The sequence below is a fragment of the Streptomyces sp. NPDC056486 genome (genome assembly GCF_042795295.1).
Classification (GTDB): domain Bacteria; phylum Actinomycetota; class Actinomycetes; order Streptomycetales; family Streptomycetaceae; genus Streptomyces.
On the sequence record NZ_JBHTSF010000041.1, the window covers coordinates 24,319 to 45,244 of the forward strand.

The following is a 20,926-nucleotide window of genomic DNA, read 5'->3' on the forward strand; positions in this document are numbered from 1 at the left end:
ATCCCCAGGTCAGGGCAGATATTGACGCGTCCGCGACAAGAGGGATCCGCTACGAGCCCCCTTCGTAGAGGACCAAAGACCTGTGGGCCGCCTCACCCCGAAGGGCGCTCCGTGTGACGGAGAGCGGGCGGCCGCCTACGCCTTGGGCCCCTCGAATGTGACCTGGGCCTCGAAGGCGGCCCTGCGCGTGGCCCGGCGCAGTGCCTTCAGGACCGCGGGTCCCAGGGCGAGGCTCAGCAGGACGGTGACGACGGCGCGGGGCAGGTCCCAGCCGAGGGAGGTCGCAAGGCAGTAGGCGATGAAGCGGCCGAGGTTGTCGCCGACGGGGTCGCCCGGCACGAAGGAGACGCCGGTCGCGAGGCCGCCGATGTAGGGCCAGCCCTGGAGGTTCATGACGGTGCCGTACAGGACGGACGAGACGGCTCCATAGGCGGCGAGCAGCCACAGCTCGCGCCGCCCGCGCAGACGATCGGCGCCCGGCAGCAGCCCCGCGCCCATGCAGACCCACCCCATGGACAGCATCTGGAACGGCATCCACGGCCCGACGCCCCCGGTGAGCAGCGCGGAGGCGAACATGGACACGGAGCCGAGCACGAACCCGAAACCGGGCCCGAGCACGCGCCCGCTGAGCACCATGAGGAAGAACATCGGCTCGATCCCGGCCGTCCCCGCCCCCAGCGGACGCAGCGCGGCCCCCGCGGCGGCGAGCACCCCGAGCATCGCGATGGCCTTCGCGTCGAGGCCGACATCGGCGATGGTCGCCACGACGACGGCGAGGAGAAGCGGCAGCAGGGCCGCGAACAGCCAGGGCGCGTCCTGGGCGTGCGCGCTGAGCCCTGATTCCCCGGCCGCGATGAGCGGCCACCCGAAGGCCGCGACGCCGACCGCGCTGACGAGCGCGAGGGCGCCGATGGAGCGCGGGCCGAGGCGGATGGGACGGGCCTGGCGAGTAGGGCGGGCCTGACGGGTGGGAGGAGTGGTGCTCATGTGTTCCCACCCCGCGCACGCAACGCTTCCCGTACCTCCGTGACCGTCAGCCACTTCTGCGGGGCGAGGATCTTGGTGGTCTGCGGGGCGAAGGACGGCGATGAGACCACGATCTCCGGGGTCGGGCCGTCCGCGACGATCTCGCCGTCGGCGAGGATCGCCACCCGGTGGGCGAGCTCCGCCGCAAGTTCCACGTCGTGCGTGGCCAGGACGATCGCATGCCCTTCGGCGGCCAGGCCGCGCAGGAGCGTGACCAGGCGGGCCTTGGCCGCGTAGTCGAGGCCCCGGGTCGGCTCGTCCAGGAGGAGAAGGGGAGGGCGGGCCGTCAGGACGATCGCGAGGGCCAGGCTGAGGCGCTGGCCCTCCGAGAGGTCGCGGGGGTGGGTGTCGTCCGCGATGCCGGGGAGCAGCTCCGTGACCAGGGCGCGGCAGGTGCCCGCCTCCGCCGCCGCGTCATGGTCGGCCGCCGCGCACTCTGCGGCCACCGTGTCCGCGTAGAGGAGGTCACGTGGTTCCTGCGGGACCAGGCCGACGTGGCGGATCAGCTCGCGCGGGCCCGTGCGATGCGGGACCACGCCGCCGACACGGACCGAGCCCGCCGCCGGTTCGAGCAGTCCCACAAGGGTCGAGAGGAGTGTGGACTTCCCGGCGCCGTTGCGGCCCATCAGAGCCACGGTCTCGCCCGCGCGGACGGTGAGGTCCACGCGGCGCAGGGCCTCCACCCGGCCCCGGCGGACGGCCAGGCCGGTGATGCTCGCGGCGGCTGCTTCCGTGGCATCGGTCTTCGTGCGCCTGCGCAGGATCGGGCGGCGCGGCGCGGGACGTGCGGCCGTGGCTTCCTCGCGTTCGTGCGGCCCGACTCCCACGAGAGCAAGCCGTTCCCGCAGCGCGCCCGCCCTGCGCCGTGCGTCCCGCACGGTCAGCGGCAGCGGGGACCAGCCCGCGAGCCGGCCGAGGCCCACCACCGGCGGGTAGACCGGCGAGACGGCCATCAGCTCGGCGGGGTCCCCGAGCACGGGCGCCTCGCCCGGCGCCGCGAGCAGCAGCACCTGGTCCGCGTACTGCACGACCCGCTCCAGGCGGTGCTCGGCCATCAGGATCGTCGTGCCCAGGTCGTGGACGAGGCGCTGCAGTACGGCGAGCACCTCCTCGGCGGCGGCCGGGTCGAGGGCCGACGTCGGTTCGTCGAGCACGAGGACCCGGGGGTGCGGTGTGAGCACCGAGCCGATGGCGACGCGCTGCTGCTGACCGCCGGAGAGCGTGGCGATGGGGCGCTCGCGCAGGTCGGCGAGGCCGAGCAGGTCGAGGGTCTCCTCGACCCGGCGGCGCATGACGTCGGGGGCGAGTCCGAGCGACTCCATGCCGTACGCGAGCTCGTCCTCGACCGTGTCCGTCACGAAGTGCGAGAGCGGATCCTGGCCCACCGTGCCGACGACGTCGGCGAGCTCACGCGGCTTGTGGGTACGGGTGTCGCGCCCCGCCACCGTCACACGGCCCCGCAGGGTGCCCCCGGTGAAGTGCGGCACGAGCCCGCTCACCGTGCCGAGCAGCGTCGACTTGCCGACGCCTGAAGGCCCGACGAGGAGCACCAACTCGCCCTCGGGCACGGCGAGATCGACCCCGCGCACGGTGGGCTCGGCGACCCCTTCGTACGTCACGGAGACATCCTCGAAGCGGATCATGAGGACTCCTTGGAGCGGGCGGGGGTGGAAACAGGGGCGGCGGAATCGGCGGGCACCGGTGCCACGAAGGCGGGCAGCAGACCGATGAGCGTCGCCGCCGCGGGCCACAGGGGCAGCGTCGGCGCCCTCAGGGGGACGACTCCGGGGTGCAGGGCGGCAGCGTCGTACGAGGCGGCCCAGATCATCAGGCCCGCCACCGCGATCCCCGATCCTGCGACGAGCCAGGCGCGGACACCCCAAGGGTCGGGGCGGTAGCGGGTGCGCACGGAGCGCCGGCCGCCGAGGCGCAGCCCGGCGAGGGCGGCGACGAGTCCGGCGGCCAGGACGGGCAGGCCGTAGCCCGTGCCTCCCGCGGTGAGCAGACCGTACGTTCCCGCGCAGACGCCCATCAGGCCGCCGAGCGTCAGTACCGCGGTGGCCCTGCGCACCCCGGCGGGCACCGGCGCGCTGCGGCCGAAGCCGCGCGCGTCCATCGCGGCGGCCAGGGCGACCGACCGCTCCAACGCGCCCTCAAGGACCGGGAGCCCGACCTGGAGCAGCCCCCGGATGCCCTTGTCGGCGCGCCCGCGAAGGCGCCGCGCGGCGCGAAGGCGCTGCACGTCCATGATCAGGTTCGGTGCGAACGTCATCGCGACGACGATGGCGACCCCCACCTCGTACAGCGCGCCCGGCAGCGACTTGAGCAGCCGGGCCGGGCTGGCAAGGGCGTTGGCCGCGCCGACACAGATGAGGAGTCCTGCGAGGCGCACCCCGTCGTAGAGCGCGAAGAGCAGCCCCTCGGCGGTCACCCTGCCTCCGATCCGCACGCCCTTCGCCCAGTCGGGCAGCGGCACTTCGGGGAGCGTCACGATGACGTGCGAACCGGGGATGGGGGAGCCGAGGACGACGGCGAAGACGAGCCGGATCGCGATCACGACAAGGCCCAGTTTCACGAAGGCGCCGTACGACCGTGCCCACGGGGCCGACGTTCTGCGCGCCGCGACGACGTAGCCCGCGACCCCGATGAGGAGACCGAGCAGCAGGGGATTGGTGGTGCGGGACGCCGCGACGCCGAGCCCGAGCGCCCACACCCACCAGGCGCCCGGGTGCAGCGCGTTGCTGCGGTGCGCTTCGGGGGCCAGGCGCCGCCGCAGCGCACCGGGTGCGGTGCTCGGGTGATCGTTCATGGTGCGGGTCAGCCGCGTCGGCGGCGTGCCTGCCAGAGGGCGGCCCCGCCGAGCAGGGCGATGGCGGCCACGCCCGCGATCAGGCCGACGGAGGGACCACCGGAGTCGCCCTCCTTCTTGCTCGCCTCGTTCGCGGTCGGCTTCTTCTCCGTGCCCTGCGACTCTCCGTTGCCCGCGACCTGCTCCCCGCAGCCCGACTTCGGGTAGTCGGCGATGGCGCACAGGAGCGCGTTGCTGTCGTAGCGCAGCGGTTTCGCGACCGCGGCAAGCGCGTCCGCGCTCGTCGCGTCGTCCGCGATCTGCGCGCAGGCGGTACGCGGCTTCGGCGGGGTCTCGCCCTCGGGCGCGTCACCCGGCGTACCGAAGTCGATGATGAGGGCGATCCGCTTGCGGTCGTCCTCGGCGGGGGTCTTGGCGCAGATGGCGGCGAAGTCCGCTGCGGCGCCGCGCGGCTTCGCGGAGTCCTGCGAGTCCTCGGACACGGAGAACCGGAAGCCCTGGACGGCACCGTCGTCGGGGCGTGCGGTGCTCGGCCCCTGGCTCGCGTAGGCCCACTTGGAGCCGTCCCGGTCCCAGAAGGACCAGTAGCGGTAACCGGCGGCCTGGGCGGGGGCGGCGGCGAGGAAGCCGAGCAGGGCGGCGACGAACGCCCCCACCACCAGGCGCCCCCACCGCGCGCGACCCCGCGTCACAGCTGCTGCTTCTTCTTGTTGCCGCTGTACAGGAAGCCGATGCCGGCGCCGGCGACCAGGCCGACGCCGATGATCCACCAGACGCTCACGCCGCTGCCGTCGTCGCTGTCCTTCTTCTCATCGGCGGCCTTCTCGGTCGCCTGAGGGGCGGGACCCGTCGCATTGAGCTGCTTGACCAGGTCCGCGCCGCCGAAGTCGCGGGCGTCGAGGCCCGAGGCACGGGCGGCGAAGATCAGCTGGGCGTAGGCGGCGGGGCCGGACTTCTTGGCCCACTCCGCGGAGTTCTTCGCCAGCCACTCGGCCGACTTCTCGGCCTGCTCCGGCTGACCGGCCGCGGCGAGCGCGAGCACGGAGTCCGCGGTGTTGCCCAGGTCGGGCATGTTCTTGGCGCCGGGCATGGAGGACATCAGGTGGTCGTCGCCCTTGGCGAGGGTCTTGAGGAGGTAGGCCGTGCCGTTCGACGCCGCCTGCTCGGCGGTGCCGGCCTTCGCGCACTTCGGGGCGGCGGCCTTCTTCTTCGCCTCGTCCACGACCAGGCCCTTGCCGTGGGCGCCGAGGACACCGGCCGCGGTGGCGTCCGCGTTCGGCGAGAGCTTGCCGGACTTGACGTCCGCGAGGCCGAAGGCGCCGCCGTCCTTCTCGCAGCTCATCGAGAGCGCGGGCAGCGCGTCGTACGCGGACTTGCCGTCCTGCGACTTCACCGACTGCGGCTTCTCGCCCGCGGCGGCGAGCGCGCCGATCACGATGCCGGTGGAGTTGGCGTCGGAGTCCATGCCGGGGCTGTAGCCCCAGCCGCCGTCCTGGTTCTGCACCGACTTCAGCCAGCCGACGCTCTTCTTGACCGCCTTGTCCTGACCGCCGAGCGCGGCGAGCGCCTGCACGGCGGACGCCGTCATGTTGCTGTCGACCATGGTCTTGGAGTCGCACGGCTCGCTCGCGTCGGGGCGGTACGAGGTGAAACCACCGCTCGCGCACTGCTGTCCGGTGAGCCAGTCGACGGACTTCGCGGCGGGCTTCACGCCGACCGAGTCCTGGGCGAGCAGGGCGTAGGACTGCCGGAACACCCCGTCGAACTTGGGGTCCGAGTCGCCGTACAGACCGGAGGGAAGCGCGGCGGAAGGCGACGGTGACGGGCTTTCCGCGAAGGCGGCCGGGGCGGCGGCCGAACCGAACACGGCGACGGCGGCCAGGACCGCGGCGCTGCGGCGAACGTTCATGATGCGGCGGGTGCCTCTCCCTGCGGGGAGCGGGGCAGCACGGGCACGTAGCGGGCACGGGCACCGGGCGGCTCCGGCTCCGTATACCTCGACGGTGCCACTCATCGGGGGCCCCGATGAAGTGAGCCGGTCATGCTCCGTACCGGGCATTCCGGCTGTCCGCTGACGCGGTTCACGGATTGGGGTCTCCCCTGCTCGAGCGGAGTCGAGAGCTTGGGGAAGGGTCAGCGCCGGATTCGCACCGGCTTTCCCCCGTACGGGCATGATGACGACGGGCTCACTCTACCGGCCCGTAGGGAGCGCGGCCCGGGGTGCCCGCCCCGGGGGACCCGGGGTCACACTGCCCGGTACCGCACCGGATCGTTGCCCACCGCTTCCGCGCGCCCCAGCTTCACCAGGCGCCGCACATGGGCCTCTGCCTCGGAGACCGCGATGTTCCGTGAGCCGTAGCGGATCTCGGCCCAGGGGCGGTTCCACTCCATCTGCTCGGCGAGCTGCCAGGGAGTGAGGGGCTCGGCGAGGAGGGCGAGCAGGTCCGTCAGGCGTTCCTCGTGGTGGGCCAGGATCTCCCGCACACGGGCCGGGGCGTCCGTGAACGCGTACTGGTGGGCGGGAAGCACCTCGGCGGGGCCCAGGCGGCCGATGCGCTCCAGGGAGTCGATGTAGTCGCCGAGGGGGTCGGTGACGGTGTCGTCGTCGGGGTCCTCGTAGAGGCCGATGTGCGGGGTGATGCCGGGGAGCAGATGGTCGCCGGAGAACAGGCGGCCGTGCCCGGGCAGTTGCGCCGGGTGCTCCTCCTCCAGGTGCAGGCAGACATGGCCGGGGGTGTGCCCCGGGGTCCAGATCGCGCGGAGCCTGCGCCCCGGCAGTTCGAGCAGCTCGCCCGGTGTGATGTCCCGGTCGGGGAGCGCGGCGGCCATGCCCGGGAGGCGGGGCGCGCGGCCCGCGTCACGGGCGGCGATCAGCGGTGTCAGATGCTCTGCGGGGGCGCCCGCGGCCGTCAGCTTCTCCACCATGTAGTCGAACCAGCGCGCGGGCGGCCCGGTGCGCGTGCGGCGTACGACCGACGCGTCCGCCTCGTGCATCGCGATCCACGCGCCCGATGCCTCGCGGACCTTGGCCGAGAGGCCGTGGTGGTCGGGGTGGTGGTGGGTGATGACGACACCGTGCACTGCCTCGATGGACGTGCCGCAGGCGGCGAGGCCGGTGGCGAGGGAGTCCCAGGACGTGGGGTCGTCCCAGCCCGTGTCGATGAGGACCGGGCCCGCGTCGGTGTCCAGGAGGTGGACGAGGGTGAAGCCCAGGGGGTTGTCGGGGATCGGGACCTTGATGCTCCATACGCCCCCGCCGTGCTCGGTCACCTGCGGTTCGGTCACCTGCGTCATCGGGCGCCCTCTTCTTCTCTCGTCCGTAACTAGAACTAGTTCCAATGATCGCCCAAGTCGACCGTTCACTCAGGCTACTTGAGCCTTGCCCTCCGTGGACTACTGGAACTAGAACTGGTATCAGTTCTGAAACAGTGTCAGAAAGCGTGCCGCGCAGGCGGAATCCCGCAGGAGGCAGTCAGCCATGACGGAGCTCGTGGAACACGGACAGCTGTTCATCGGCGGGGAGTTGGTGGATCCCCTCGGCAAGGACGTCATCGAGGTGATCTCGCCGCACACCGGCCGGGTCTTCGCGCGGGTGCCGCACGCCGCGCCCGCCGACGTCGACCGGGCCGTCGCCACCGCGCGCAAGGCGTTCGAGGACGGGCCCTGGCCCCGGATGACGCTCGACGAGCGGATCGAGGTCATCACCAGGATCAAGGACGCGTTCGCCGTACGGCACGAGGAGATCGCCCGCGTCATCAGCTCCGAGAACGGCACCCCGTACACATCGAGCGTCATGGTGCAGGCCCTCGCCGCGATGATGGTCTGGGACTCGGCGCTCACGGTCGCCCGGAACTTCACCTACGAGGAGGAGCGCGACGGAGCACTCGGCAAGATCCTCGTCCGGCGCGAGCCGGTCGGCGTCGTGGCGGCCGTCGTCCCGTGGAACGTCCCGCAGTTCACCGCGGCGGCCAAGCTCGCGCCCGCGCTCCTCGCCGGGTGCCCGGTGATCCTCAAGACCTCGCCCGAAGCACCGCTCGACGCCTACATACTCGCCGAGATCGCCACCGAGGCAGGGCTGCCGAAGGGCGTGCTCTCGATCATCTCCGCGGACCGCGAGGTGAGCGAGTACCTCGTCGGGCACCCCGGCATCGACAAGGTGTCCTTCACCGGTTCCGTCGGCGCGGGCAAGCGCGTCATGGAGGTCGCGGCCCGCAATCTCACGCGCGTGACCCTGGAGCTCGGCGGCAAGTCGGCCGCGGTGATCCTGCCGGACGCGGACGCGTCGGCGGCGGTCGCCGGCATCGTCCCCTTCGCCTGGATGATCAACGGCCAGGCGTGCGTGGCCCAGACCCGCATCCTCGTGCCGCACTCGCGCTACGACGAGTTCGCCGAGGCCTTCGCCGCCGCGGCCGGTGCGCTCAAGGTCGGCGATCCGCTCGACCCGGCGACCGAACTCGGCCCGCTCGTCGCCCAGCGCCAGCAGCAGCGCTCGCTCGACTACATCCGCATCGGCCAGGAGGAGGGCGCCAAGATCCTGACGGGCGGCGGGCGTCCGGCCGGTCTCGACGAGGGCTGGTACGTCGAGCCCACGCTCCTCGGTGGCGTGGACAACTCGATGCGCGTCGCCCGCGAGGAGATCTTCGGCCCGGTCATCTGCCTGCTTCCGTACGGCGACGAGAGCGAGGCCGTGAAGATCGCCAACGACTCGGACTACGGGCTCAGCGGCAGCGTATGGACGGCGGACGTGGAGCGCGGCATCGACATCGCGCGCCGGGTGCGCACCGGAACGTACTCGGTGAACACCTTCAGCCTCGACATGCTCGGACCGTTCGGCGGCTACAAGAACTCCGGTCTGGGGCGGGAGTTCGGGCCCGAGGGGTACGGCGAGTACTTCGAGCACAAGATGATCCACCTCCCGGCGGGCTATGACGGGGCGGGTGCCTGATGGGTGACCGCTGGCACGTCGAGGTGGACCGTTCCGTCTGCATCGGCTCCGGGATGTGCGTGATCACGGCGCCGGGCGGGTTCTCGCTCGACTCCGCCCGGCAGTCACACCCCGAGGACCCCGAGACCGACGCCAACGAGAAGGTGCTCGAAGCGGCCGAGGGGTGCCCGGTCGAGGCGATCACGATCACGTTGTCCGGCAGCGGGGAGGTCGTCTTCCCGCCGGAGGACTGATCGGGTTCGCGTTGGCCGGGACTTTACTTCCGCGACGCCGCCCACACCGGCTTGTATGCGTCCTGTACGTATTCTGTTCGATCGAACAGGTGAGAACAGGACTTTACCCATGCGTTCCGCATGGCTGATCGATGACATCCGTGACTGTCCGTCCCCTTTGCGGCCTGGAAATCTCTCCTCCAGACCACAAGGGGGAGGGGACGCCGTGGACAAGCGGTACGAGGTCTACTGTCTGGCCGACAGATACTTCTACGAGACTCCGGACCGTTTGTCCGTGGGCGGCAGCGCCCCCGAGTTCGAGACGGCGGGACGCCCGGTCCCGCAGGGATGGCGCTCGGCGCGCCAGGGCGACTGGCTGACCTTCGTCCCCGTCGACGAGGACGGACACGCCAGGACCGCGCCCCAGCAGGGCTGGAAGATCCACGTCTCCGCCACGCTCGAGAACGCCGACCGGATCGCCGATGCGGTCAGTGATTACTGCGTGCCGCGCTCCGTGCCCTTCAAGTTCATCGCGGGACGGCGCCTGCTCCACCTGCGCAACAGCAAGTACGCGGGGCGTGACGGCAGCGGGAAGTTCGCGACGATCTACCCCGCCGACGAGCAGCAACTTCACTCTTTCCTCGATGAGTTGGGGCGATTACTGGCAGGGCAGGAAGGCCCCTACATCCTCACCGACCTGCGCTGGCAGGAAGGCCCGCTGTACGTCAGGTACGGCGCCTTCACCCGCCGCATGTGCGCCGACGAGCGCGGCGGTCTCGTCCCCGCGATCGAGGACGACAAGGGCCGCCTCGTCCCCGACTCGCGCGACCCGGCCTTCAAGGTCCCCGCGTGGGTGACGCTGCCGCCGTTCCTCGAGTCCCAGCTGGCCGCGCGCAACAACACGACGGTCGGCGACCTGCCGTACCGCATGGAGAAGGCACTGCACTTCTCCAACGGCGGCGGGGTCTATGCGGGCACCGACACCAGGGACGGCCGCAAGGTCGTCCTGAAGGAAGGCCGGCCGCACGCGGGCCTGGCGTCCGACGGGGCCGACGCCGTGGCCCGCCTGGAGCGCGAACGGGACGCGCTGGGGAAGCTGGCGGGGCTCGGCGTCGCGCCCGAGGTGCGGGACTGGTTCGAACTGGGCGGCCACCGCTTCCTCGTCATGGACTTCCTGGAGGGCCGCACCCTCAACTCCTTCTTCGCGGACCGCCATCCGCTGCTTGTCAGCGAGCCGGACGCCGACGCGATCGCCGCGTACACGGCCTGGGCGTTGCGCATCCACCGCGCCGTCGAGGAAGCCGTCGCGGCCGTGCACGGGCGGGGCGTCGTCTTCAACGACCTCCACATGTTCAACATCATGGTCGCCCCCGACGAACAGTCCGTCTCCCTCCTCGACTTCGAGGCGGCGGGGCGTGTGGGTGAGGGCGGCAGGCAGATCGTGGCCCACCCCGGCTTCATCGCACCCGCGGACCGCGAGGGCGTGGACGTCGACCTCTATGCCCTCGCCTGTCTGCGGCTCGCCCTCTTCCTGCCGATCACCACGCTTCTCGCCGTCGACCGGGGCAAGGCCGCGCACCTCGCGACAGTCATCGCGGCCGAATTCCCCGACGTACCGGCGGAGTTCCTCGCCGAGGCGGTGGCGGAGATCGAGCGTGGCGGGCAGGGCGGGGCGGAGAGGGGGAAGGTCGCCGCCAAGACGGCTGCATCCGCACTTGCATCCGCACCGCTCGTCGACGTCGCCGACTGGCCCGGCAGCCGGGACTCGATGGTCAAGGCCATCCTCGCCTCGGCCACCCCGGAGCGCGACGACCGGCTCTTCCCCGGCGACATCGCGCAGTTCGCCGACGGCGGCGGGCTCGGCCTCGCACACGGTGCGGCCGGAGTGCTGCTCGCCCTCGCCGACGGCGGCGGCGAACGCTACGAGGAGGGCGAGCGCTGGCTCCTCAAGCACACCGAATCCGCCCCGTCCGGCACGCCCCTCGGGCTGAACGACGGCCTCGCGGGCATCGCCCACGTACTCGAACGGCTCGGCCACCGCACCCGCGCGCTCGACCTGATGGAGCTCATCCTCCAGGAGAACTGGCAGCGGCTGCCCTCCGATCTGAACGGCGGCCTCGCCGGACTCGGCCTCGCCCTCGACGCCCTCGCGCACAGCGCAGGCGAGGAGGGGCTTGCCCAACACGCTTTCCGTGCAGCCGAGTTGATCGCCGAGCGGCTCACCGCCGCCGAGAACCCGCCGAAGGGGCGGCCACGGGCCGGGCTCCTTCACGGGGCGACAGGACCCGCACTCCTCTTCCTCCGGCTCCACGAGCGGAACGGCGACCCGGAGCTCCTCGACCTGGCGGCGCGGGCCCTGCGCGCGGACCTCGGCCGGTGCGTGGCGCGGCCCGACGGCAGCCTCGGGGTGGACGAGGGGTGGCGCACGATGCCGTACCTCGGCGACGGCAGCATCGGCATCGGGATGGTCATCGACGACTACCTCGCACACCGGGACGACGCCGGGTTCGAGGCGGTGCGGCCGGGCATGCTGGCCACCGCGCGCTCACGCTTCTGCGTGCAGCCGGGCCTGTTCCAAGGGCGGGCAGGACTGCTGCTGCACATCAACCGCAGCACCGCACCCGGCATCACGCCCGAGGACGTCGCCGCGCAGATCGAGGGGCTCGGCTGGTTCGCGATGCCGTACGCGGGCCAACTCGCTTTCCCCGGGCACCAGATGCTGCGCCTCTCCATGGACCTGCACACCGGAACGGCGGGCTGTCTCCTCGCCCTCGCCGCCGCCCTGGGGGACGGCGGAGCACACGTCCCCTTCCTGCCGCCTCCCAGGCGGCCCAAGAGCCGGTCCCGCTACGCAGCGGGGTCGTGACACCACCTGATATGGACAACTGCGTCCCCAAAAGAGAGGCAACTCCCATGGCACTTCTCGACCTGCAGAGCATGGAGTCCGACGAGATGACCGGTGGCGGTCACGGCGGCGGCGGCAGCAACGTGAGCCTGCTCCTGTGCTGGAGCGACGCGAGCGTGCTGCTCTGTCTGTAACACCGGTCCGTGCCTGATCGGCACGGTTCCTGGGGGACCGGGCGGCGCCTCTCCTGAGAGGCACCGCCCGGCTCCACCGCCGCCACGGCTTTCGTGGCGGACACCTGTCACGGGGCACTCCGCCCCGTCCACTCCGTCGCGGACCGCCGGTCACGGGCAGCCGTCCCGGCCGCTTCGTCACGGATGGCCCGTCACGGATGCCCCGTCGCGGACAGCGCTCTCGGGCGCTCCGCCCCGGCCACTCCGTGACGGACAGCCGTCACGTGGCTCCGCCCCGGCCGTTCCCTCACGGCCGCACCGCCCGGCCGCACCGCCCAGGCCACTCCGCCACGGACACGAGGACTGCGAGGACCCGGACCGCATGGCGACCACGACCATCCGTCCTCACCGACCCGAACACGACGCGGGCCTGTTGCAGGCCGCCACCCGCCACAGCGCCGTACGCTGCGTGGCCCTGGTGCTGATCAGCGTCGCGGGCGCGGGTGCGAGCCTCCTGCTGCCGTTCGCCGTCGGCCGCGCCCTCGACGCCGTCCTCGCGGGTCACGCGGCAGGACACGTCGGCGCCGACGCCACCCGCTGGATCCTCGTGTGCACGGCACTCGTCGGGGCGAGCGCACTTCTCGACGCCTGCGACGGTGTCCTCACCGGAACCACCAACGCCCGCACGACGGCCTGGCTGCGCGGCCGGGTCGGCCGCCACGTCCTTGCCGTCGGGCCGCGCGCCACCGCGCGCTTCGCCCCCGGCGACCTGGTGGCCCGCCTCATCGACAACGCGGCACACGCGGGCGTCGCGCCCGCCACGCTCGCCGCGCTTCTCGCCGCCCTGGTCGCGCCCGTCGGCGCCGTGGTGGCCCTCGTCCTGATCGACGGCTGGCTCGCCGTGGTGTTCGTCGTGGGGGCGCCCGTCCTCGTCCTGCTCCTGCGGGCGTTCGTGCGGGTCTCGTCCGACTGCGTGGCGCGCTACCAGCAGGTGCAGGGCGACATCGCGGGCCGCCTCGGCGAGGCGATCGGCGGGGCCAGGACCGTCGCTGCCGCGCACACCGAGGACAAGGAGGCCGGGCGCGTCCTCGGGGCGCTGCCCGAACTCTCCCGCCAGGGGCATCGGATGTGGCGGGTCCAGGGCCGCTCGCAGGCGCAGGCCGTCGCGGTCGCGCCCCTCCTGCAGATCGCGGTCGTCGCGGTCGCGGGCCATCTGGTGGTCCAACACCGCATCAGCGTCGGCGAATTGCTCGCCGCATCCCGGTACGCGGTGCTCGCCACCGGGATCGGCATGCTCGTCGGACAGCTCGGAGCGCTGGTGCGGGCCAGGGCCGCGGCGCGGCGCCTGGGGGAGGTGCTCGCGGAGCCCGAGACCTCGTACGGAGACGCCGAACTTCCGCCGGGTAACGGCTTGTTGGAGGTGCGCGGTGTCAGAGTGACCCGCGGTGGGCGCACCGTGCTCGACGGGGTCGACCTGACGGTGCCCGCGGGCGGCACGCTCGCCGTGGTCGGGCGCTCCGGCGCGGGCAAGTCGCTTCTGGCGTCCGTCGCGGGCCGGCTCGCCGACCCCGACGAAGGGGACGTACGCCTCGACGGTGTTTCCTTGCGCTCGCTCAGCCGCGAGGAGCTGCGCCGCGAGGTCGGTTATGCCTTCGAGCGGCCCGCGCTGCTCGGCACGACCCTGGAGGACACGATCGGCTTCGGCGCCCCGCGCCCCGCGCCGTCCCGCGTCCGCGAGGCGGCCCGCGCCGCCCACGCCGACCCCTTCATCACACGCCTCCCGGACGGATACGCCACGCCGTGCGCAGAGGCGCCTCTCTCCGGCGGCGAGGCCCAACGCCTCGGCCTGGCAAGGGCGTTCGCGCGCGGCGGCCGACTCCTGATCCTGGACGACGCGATGTCGAGCCTGGACACGGTGACGGAACACCACATAGCCGAGGCCGTACTCCACCACACCCCGCACCGCAGCCGCCTGATCATCGCCCACCGCGCGGCGACGGCGGCCCGCGCGGACGCCGTGGCCTGGCTGCACGACGGCCGGATCCGAGCGGTGGGCACGCATGCGGAGCTGTGGGAGCGGCCGGAGTACCGGGAGGTGTTCGGAGCGTGAGGCGCGCGCAGCGGATAGCGGGGGCGGAGGGGGAGGAGATGGCGGAGGTGGCGGAGCGTGGGAAGCCGTCATCGGCGGCCCCGCAGGGTCCCTACCGCCGGGGTGTCCGCTTCCTGTGGCGCAGGTGGCCGGTGCTGCTGCGGCTCGCGCTCTGGTCCGTCCTCGAGACCGGGCAGACCTTCCTCACCGGATACGCCCTCGCGCGCGCCCTGGACGACGGGTTCCTCGCGGGGCGTGAGGCGGTGGGCCTCGGGTGGCTCGGCGCGGCCGGGCTCGGCGTGGTCGTGGCCGCGTACGGCACGGGGCGGGTGTACCGCGCGGTCGCCGATCTGGTGGAACCGCTGCGGGACACCTTGGTGCGCCAGGTCGTCGGCCGGGGGCTGCGGGACGCCGACGGCGCCTCCGTCTCCCGGCTCACCCAGCAGGTGGAGATCGCCAGGGACACGTTCGCCGGCCTGGTCCTCGTGTCCCGCTCCTTCGTCTTTACGGCGGCGGGCGCACTGATCGGCTTGTTCTCGCTTGCCCCACTGCTCCTTCTTGTGGTCGCGCCGCCGCTGCTCGCCGGTGTGGCCCTGTTCGTGGCGAGCCTTCGTCCACTGGCGCGGCGCCAGGAGAGGTTCCTCGTCGCGGACGAGGGCATCGCGGGCCAACTGGGTTCGATCACCCCGGGGTTGCGGGATGTCGCCGCCGCGGGCGCCGAGCAGGGAGTGGCCGAAGACCTGGACCGGGGCGTCGCCACGGAGTACGCGGCGGCCCGCGCCCTCGCCCGCTGGGGCGTCCTGCGCACGGCGGCCCTCACGACCGGCGGCCAGCTGCCGCTCGTCCTGCTCCTGGTCACGGCCCCCTGGCTCCTGAACCACGGAGTGACACCGGGCGCCCTGGTGGGGGCGATCGCCTACGTCACCCAGGCGCTGCTCCCGGCCCTGCACAACCTGATCCACGGCCTCGGTACGAGCGGCTCCCGCCTGGCGATCGTCCTGCGCCGCCTGACATGGACCCCGGGGGAGGGGACGGCGACACGCGCGCCCGGTGAGGAGAACGCAGCAGAGGCCCCCGCCCCTGAAGAGACCTCAGCCCCTGAAGAGGCCCCCGCCCTCCAGCTCTCCTCCGTCACCTTCGCCTACGGACCCCTCGCCGAGCCCGTCGTACGGAACCTGTCGCTCACCGTCCCGAGAGGCGGCCATCTGGCGGTCGTCGGCCCCAGCGGGATCGGGAAGTCGACGCTGGCAGGGCTGGTGGCCGGGCTGCTCGAGCCGGGGGGCGGTGTCGTCCGCGTGGAGGGGCGCCCCGTGCGGGGGCAAGGGGCAGGGCAAGAGGCCGTAGGGCGGCGGGTGTTGATCCCGCAGGAGGCGTACGTCTTCAGCGGAACGGTGCGGGAGAACCTGGAGTACCTGCGGGCGGACGCCGTCGGCGACGCGGAGCTTCTGAGCGCCGCGCAGGCCGTCGGGCTCGGCGGGGTGATCGAGCGGCTCGGCGGGCTCGCCGCCCCCGTCGACCCGGCCGCGCTCTCCGCAGGTGAGCGGCAGCTCATCGCGCTGACCCGCGCCTATGTCTCGTGCGCGCCCCTCGTCCTGCTCGACGAGGCCACCTGCCACCTCGACCCGGTGGCGGAGGCCCGCGCCGAGCGGGCGTTCGCGGCGCGCCCCGCCGGCACCCTCGTGGTGATCGCCCACCGCATCAGCTCGGCCCGCCGCGCCGACCGGATCCTGGTGATGGACGGGACGCACACCCTGTGCGGCAGCCACGACGAGCTGCGCGGGAGTTCCTCGCTCTACCGTGAGCTCTCGGGCAGCTGGGGCCCCGTGGGGCCGTCGAACGGGACGTCACACCCAGCCCTCCCCGCGCGAGATCCGTATGGCGTCGATCCTGTTGCGGGCCCCGGTCTTGCGGGTGATGGCGGCCATGTAGTTGCGCACCGTTCCGTTGCTCAGGTGCAGGCGGTTCGCGATCTCGGCGACGGGCGCGCCCCCGGCGGCGAGTGAGAGCACCAGTAACTCCCGGTGTGTGAGCGGCATTTGAGCCGCTTTCAGGAACCCGAATCCCAGTGATTCGTCCACGAACCGCCGGCCGGCGGCCACCTGTCTTATCCCGGCGAGCAGCCGGTCAGGAGGGCTCGCCTTGTCCACGTAGCCGAGGGCGCCCGCCTCCATGCAGCGGCGGAGCAGGCCCGGACGGTTGCCGGACACCAGGACGAGGAGGGGGCTGCCGAGGCCGCCGCTCACCGGATGGGAGTGCTCCCCGAACTCGGCGGACGCGTAAGCCGTTTCGCCGTCGGGATCGACCACGCAGACGTCGGGTCGCACTGCGCCGGTACGGTCGCGTGCATTGCGCCACGGTGCATGGAACACCTCCAAGTCCGGCTCTCGGGCGATACGTTCCGCCAGAGCCGATCGCAGTAGACAGGCATCGTGCACGAGAAGAACCCGGATCACGTTCTGATCCCCCAGCTCTCCGCTTCTGGTTCCGATGGCTTCATTCAGCACGTGGACCATTCATAGCGGTGTCAACCACTTGTACAGACACAGAGAACTGGCCAAGCGCGACCAGGCGAGGCTCAGGGGCGCAATGGCCAGGTGAGCGTGCGCCCCCTGTGCAACGATTGAGGGTTTGTGATCTCAGGGTTGGTGATCGGTCTCGGGAGACGTCAGGTCGATCAGGCGGCACACCATCTCGATGTCGATCTTGACCTGCGCGATCGATGCCCGCCCCGAGAGCCAGGTGATCAGCGCGGAGTGCCAGGTGTGCTCGATGACCCGGACCGCGGAGAGCTGCTCGGGGGTCGGCGCGTCCTTGAGGCCCATGGCGTCCAGGATGATCGCCGTGGTCAGCCGCGAGACCGTGTCGACCTCGGGGCTCACCGAGCGGTCGGCGAAGGTCAGCGCCCTGACCATGGCGTCCGCCAGATGCGGCTCGCGCTGCAGGGCGCGGAAGGCCCGCATCAGCGTCTCGGCACACCGCTCGGCGGGTGTCGCACCGGCGGGCGGGCGCTTACGGATCGTCGTGTGCATGTGCTGCAGCTGGTCCTGCATGGTGGCGACCAGGAGATGCACCTTGGAGGGGAAATAGCGGTACAGCGTGCCGAGGGCGACGCTCGACGACTCGGCGACCTCGCGCATCTGCACCGCGTCGAACCCGCCCCTGCTCGCGAGTTGGGCGCTGGCGTGCAGGATGCGGCGACGGCGCGCCTCCTGCCGTTCGGTCAGGGGCGGCGACGCCGGATCAGCTGCCGCGACTTCCGCTGCCTTGGCTTCCGATGTCATATGTCCCGTTGTTCCGTCGTCCCGTTCCGGTTACGAATGGGGCCTCCCCTGCTCGAGCGAAGTCGAGAGCTTGGGGAAGGCCAGCATGGCAGGGCACCTGCCGTGGCGCGAATCACCTGATCCGAGCCTTACAGCGCGGCTACCTGCCGGTAGATTCAAAGCTCGTTCAGCGATCAAGTCTGAAACTTGTTCTAGATTACCGTCCCGGCGTAACCTCGCGGACAACCGCAGGAAGAAGGGGGCCGAGAGTGACCGCTGAGGCCATGGAGGCGGGCCCCCGGACGGGGTCGGACGCCGATGGTGATCGTCCGTTGCGCATCGCTCTCCTCACGTACAAGGGGAACCCGTTCTGCGGGGGCCAAGGCGTCTACGTACGTCACCTCTCGCGCGAGCTGGCCCGTTTGGGTCACAGCGTCGAAGTGATCGGCGCACAGCCCTACCCCGTCCTGGACGAGGGCCTCGAAGGCCTCAGGCTCACCGAGCTGCCGAGCCTCGACCTCTACCGCTCGCCCGACCCCTTCCGCACGCCGAAGCGCGGCGAGTACCGCGACTGGGTCGACGCGCTCGAAGTGGCGACGATGTGGACCGGCGGCTTCCCCGAGCCCGCGACGTTCAGCCTGCGTGCCCGCCGCCATCTGCGCGCCAGGCGGGGCGAGTTCGACGTCGTGCACGACAACCAGACGCTCGGCTACGGCCTGCTCGGTGATCTCGGCGCCCCGCTCGTCTCGACGATCCATCACCCCATCACCGTGGACCGCGGCCTTGATCTGGACGCCGCGCCCGACTGGCGGCGCCGCATGTCCGTGCGCCGCTGGTACGCGTTCACACGCATGCAGAAGCGGGTGGCCCGCCGTCTGCCCTCAGTGCTCACCGTCTCCGGCACGTCGCGCCAGGAGATCATCGACCACCTCGGCGTACGCGACGACCGCATCGACGTCGTGCACATCGGCGCCGACACCGACCTCTTCTCGCCGGACCCGGCGGTCCCCGAGGTGCCGGGCAGGATCGTCACGACCTCCAGCGCGGACGTCCCGCTCAAGGGCCTCATCTACCTCGTCGAGGCCCTGGCCAAGGTCCGTGCCGAGAACCCCGCCGCCCACCTCGTCGTCGTCGGCAAGCGCGCCGAGGACGGCCCGGTGGCGCAGGCGATCGAGAAGTACGGCCTCAAGGACGCCATCGAGTTCGTCAAGGGCATCACGGACGAGGAGCTTGTGGACCTGGTCCGCTCGGCTCAGGTCGCCTGCGTCCCTTCGCTCTACGAGGGCTTCTCGCTCCCGGCGGCCGAGGCGATGGCGACGGGGACGCCGCTGCTCGCGACGACCGGCGGCGCGATCCCGGAGGTCGCGGGCCCCGACGGCGAGACCTGCCTGGCCGTACCGCCCGCCGACCCCGGCGCGCTCGCCGCGGGCCTTGGCCGGCTGCTCGGCGACCGCGAGCTGCGGGCCCGCCTCGGCGCGGCAGGACGCGAACGCGTTCTCGCCAAATTCACCTGGGCCCGCGCCGCCCAGGGCACCGCAGAGCTGTACCGCGCGGCGATCGCCGGAAAAAACGCGGCCCCGCAATCCGGCCGCCCCCCGGCCACCACCCCGACGTACTCCGGGAGCCATCGCTGATGCTGACCGTCGACTTCACCCGCTTCCCGCTCGCCGCGGGCGATCGCGTCCTTGACCTGGGCTGCGGCGCGGGTCGGCACGCCTTCGAGTGTTACCGGCGAGGGGCTCAGGTGGTGGCCCTCGACCAGAACGGCGAGGAGATCCGCGAGGTCGCCAAGTGGTTCGCCGCGATGAAGGAGGCGGGCGAGGCGCCGGCGGGCGCGACCGCCACGGCGATGGAGGGCGACGCGCTCAACCTCCCCTTCCCCGACGCCTCGTTCGACGTCGTGATCATCTCCGAGGTGATGGAGCACATCCCCGACGACAAGGGCGTACTCGCGGAGATGGTCCGCGTGCTCAAGCCCGGCGGCCGCATCGCGGTCACCGTCCCGCGCTACGGCCCCGAGAAGATCTGCTGGGCGCTCAGCGACGCGTATCACGAGGTCGAGGGCGGCCACATCCGCATCTACAAGGCGGACGAACTGCTCGGCAGGATGCGCGAGGCGGGCCTGAAGCCGTACGGCACGCACCACGCGCACGCCCTGCACGCGCCGTACTGGTGGCTGAAGTGCGCGTTCGGCGTGGACAACGACAAGGCGCTGCCGGTGCGGGCGTACCACAAGCTCCTGGTCTGGGACATCATGAAGAAGCCGCTGGCGACGAAGGTGGCGGAACAGCTCCTGAACCCGGTCGTGGGCAAGAGTTTCGTGGCGTACGCGACGAAGCCGCACCTGCCGAAGGCTGACGTGACGTCTGGCGCCGAGTCCGACGCGAAGACCGACGCGAAGACTGACGCGTGACGAGCCCGGAGCGGACGGAACACCTGGTCCTGCCCGGCGTCCTGACGGCCGATCAGGCCACCCGGACGGTCCGCGGGATCCTGGCCGTCCAACGCGAGGACGGCGCGATCCCCTGGTTCCGCGGCCACCATCTCGACCCCTGGGACCACACCGAGGCCGCCATGGCCCTGGACGCGGCGGGCGAGCACGCGGCGGCGGGCCGCGCCTACGACTGGCTCGCGCGGCACCAGAACCCGGACGGTTCCTGGTACGCGGCGTACGCCGACGGCGACCCGCACGACGTGACGGACCGGGGCCGCGAGACGAACTTCAGCGCGTACGTCGCCGTGGGCGTCTGGCACCACTACCTCTCGACGGGCGACGACACGTTCCTGGACCGCCTGTGGCCGACGGTGGCGGCAGCGGTGGAGTTCGTCCTCGCGCTGCAGCAGCCGGGCGGCCAGATCGGCTGGAAGCGCGAGCCGAGTGGTGAACCGGTCAACGACGCACTCCTGACGGGCAGTTCATCGATCCACCAGGCGCTGCGCTGCGCCCTGGCGATCGCCGAGCAGCGCGAGGAGCCGCAGCCGGACTGGGAACTGGCGACGGGCTCGCTGGCCCACGCCATCCGCAGCCACCCCGAGCGCTTCCTGGACAAGGACCGCTACTCGATGGACTGGTACTACCCGGTACTCGGCGGTGCGCTGAGCGGCACGGAGGCCAAGTCCCGCATGGAGGAGGGCTGGGACCGCTTCGTGGTGCCGGACCTGGGCGTGCGCTGCGTCATCCCCAACAACTGGGTGACGGGCGGCGAGAGCGCCGAACTCGCCCTGGCCCTATGGGTATTGGGCGAATCGGACCGCGCCCTGGAGATCCTCCAGTCGATCCAGCACCTGCGCGACCCGGAGACGGGCCTCTACTGGACGGGCTACGTCTTCGACGACAAGGCGATCTGGCCCGAGGAACTGACCACGTGGACGGCGGGCTCCCTGCTGCTCGCGGTAGCGGCACTGGGCGGCGACGAGGCCACCTGCGCGGTGTTCTCGGGCGAACGCCTGCCGGTGGGCCTCGCGCCGGAGTGCTGCGGGGCGGCTGCGGGGGGCCAGTAGCGGCACCCGGCTAGGACTGGGCCCCGCCCCCGGGTCGTGCGGCGAGCGTGTCGGGGGCGGGGTGGT

General features: G+C 72.0%; 16 protein-coding genes and 1 pseudogene. 9 read left to right on the plus strand and 8 right to left on the minus strand.

Features of this window, described 5'->3' with window-relative positions; all coding sequences use genetic code 11:
* Positions 1–135: 135 nt before the first annotated feature.
* From ACFQ7F_RS18450 to ACFQ7F_RS18475, 6 genes are all read right to left on the minus strand, one after another.
* Entirely contained in the window at positions 136–987 is an 852-nt protein-coding gene (locus ACFQ7F_RS18450) for an ECF transporter S component (RefSeq protein WP_383271553.1), read from the minus strand.
* The gene (locus ACFQ7F_RS18455) at positions 984–2,669 is read right to left on the minus strand and encodes an ABC transporter ATP-binding protein (protein ID WP_383271556.1); all 1,686 of its coding nucleotides are present in this window, start codon (positions 2,667–2,669) and stop codon (positions 984–986) included. Before ACFQ7F_RS18455 ends, ACFQ7F_RS18450 begins: the two co-directional genes overlap by 4 nt.
* Positions 2,666–3,835, minus strand: a complete 1,170-nt coding sequence (locus tag ACFQ7F_RS18460) for an energy-coupling factor transporter transmembrane component T (protein ID WP_383271558.1) — start codon at positions 3,833–3,835, stop codon at positions 2,666–2,668. The genes ACFQ7F_RS18455 and ACFQ7F_RS18460 overlap by 4 nt, the downstream gene beginning before the upstream one ends.
* 8 nt (positions 3,836–3,843) lie before the next feature.
* Positions 3,844–4,497: an SCO2322 family protein gene (locus ACFQ7F_RS18465; RefSeq protein ID WP_383271624.1), complete on the minus strand. Its 654-nt coding sequence runs from the start codon at positions 4,495–4,497 to the stop codon at positions 3,844–3,846.
* Between the two features lie 26 nt (positions 4,498–4,523).
* The gene (locus ACFQ7F_RS18470) at positions 4,524–5,744 is read right to left on the minus strand and encodes a prenyltransferase/squalene oxidase repeat-containing protein (protein ID WP_383271560.1); all 1,221 of its coding nucleotides are present in this window, start codon (positions 5,742–5,744) and stop codon (positions 4,524–4,526) included.
* 335 nt (positions 5,745–6,079) lie between these two features.
* Positions 6,080–7,129 (minus strand): MBL fold metallo-hydrolase, encoded by a 1,050-nt coding sequence (locus tag ACFQ7F_RS18475; protein WP_383271562.1) that lies wholly within the window; start codon positions 7,127–7,129, stop codon positions 6,080–6,082.
* A gap of 184 nt (positions 7,130–7,313) precedes the next feature.
* Here ACFQ7F_RS18475 and ACFQ7F_RS18480 point away from each other — a divergent pair, with 184 nt between their 5' ends.
* The 6 genes and pseudogenes from ACFQ7F_RS18480 to ACFQ7F_RS18505 form a co-directional block, all read left to right on the plus strand.
* Complete coding sequence (locus ACFQ7F_RS18480) at positions 7,314–8,780, plus strand: aldehyde dehydrogenase (protein WP_383271564.1); 1,467 nt, start codon at positions 7,314–7,316, stop codon at positions 8,778–8,780.
* On the plus strand, positions 8,780–9,013 hold the full coding sequence (locus tag ACFQ7F_RS18485; RefSeq protein WP_383271566.1) for a ferredoxin: 234 nt from the start codon (positions 8,780–8,782) through the stop codon (positions 9,011–9,013). Before ACFQ7F_RS18480 ends, ACFQ7F_RS18485 begins: the two co-directional genes overlap by 1 nt.
* A 205-nt stretch (positions 9,014–9,218) precedes the next feature.
* Positions 9,219–11,858 (plus strand): class III lanthionine synthetase LanKC, encoded by a 2,640-nt coding sequence (gene lanKC, locus ACFQ7F_RS18490; RefSeq protein WP_383271568.1) that lies wholly within the window; start codon positions 9,219–9,221, stop codon positions 11,856–11,858.
* 47 nt (positions 11,859–11,905) lie between these two features.
* Positions 11,906–12,031, plus strand: a complete 126-nt coding sequence (locus ACFQ7F_RS18495) for a SapB/AmfS family lanthipeptide (RefSeq protein WP_383271570.1) — start codon at positions 11,906–11,908, stop codon at positions 12,029–12,031.
* Positions 12,032–12,392: 361 nt separating this feature from the next.
* Positions 12,393–14,120, plus strand: coding sequence for an ABC transporter ATP-binding protein (locus ACFQ7F_RS18500; RefSeq protein ID WP_383271572.1), 1,728 nt, complete (start codon positions 12,393–12,395; stop codon positions 14,118–14,120).
* Positions 14,121–14,158: 38 nt separating this feature from the next.
* A pseudogene (locus ACFQ7F_RS18505) lies at positions 14,159–15,697 on the plus strand (ATP-binding cassette domain-containing protein); the annotation flags it as partial.
* Between the two features lie 246 nt (positions 15,698–15,943).
* Here the strand turns inward: ACFQ7F_RS18505 and ACFQ7F_RS18510 are convergent.
* On the minus strand, positions 15,944–16,612 hold the full coding sequence (locus tag ACFQ7F_RS18510; RefSeq protein ID WP_383271574.1) for a LuxR C-terminal-related transcriptional regulator: 669 nt from the start codon (positions 16,610–16,612) through the stop codon (positions 15,944–15,946).
* A gap of 123 nt (positions 16,613–16,735) precedes the next feature.
* Positions 16,736–17,380 (minus strand): TetR family transcriptional regulator, encoded by a 645-nt coding sequence (locus tag ACFQ7F_RS18515; RefSeq protein WP_383271576.1) that lies wholly within the window; start codon positions 17,378–17,380, stop codon positions 16,736–16,738.
* Between the two features lie 248 nt (positions 17,381–17,628).
* On the opposite strand from ACFQ7F_RS18515, the gene ACFQ7F_RS18520 reads away from it, so the two are divergent.
* From ACFQ7F_RS18520 to ACFQ7F_RS18530, 3 genes are read left to right on the plus strand one after another with little or no spacing between them, the layout of a single operon-like run.
* Entirely contained in the window at positions 17,629–18,993 is a 1,365-nt protein-coding gene (locus tag ACFQ7F_RS18520; protein ID WP_383271578.1) for a glycosyltransferase family 4 protein, read from the plus strand.
* On the plus strand, positions 18,993–19,772 hold the full coding sequence (locus ACFQ7F_RS18525; RefSeq protein ID WP_383271580.1) for a methyltransferase domain-containing protein: 780 nt from the start codon (positions 18,993–18,995) through the stop codon (positions 19,770–19,772). The genes ACFQ7F_RS18520 and ACFQ7F_RS18525 overlap by 1 nt, the downstream gene beginning before the upstream one ends.
* Entirely contained in the window at positions 19,769–20,860 is a 1,092-nt protein-coding gene (locus tag ACFQ7F_RS18530; protein WP_383271582.1) for a prenyltransferase, read from the plus strand. Before ACFQ7F_RS18525 ends, ACFQ7F_RS18530 begins: the two co-directional genes overlap by 4 nt.
* The last annotated feature ends 66 nt before the right edge of the window (positions 20,861–20,926 follow it).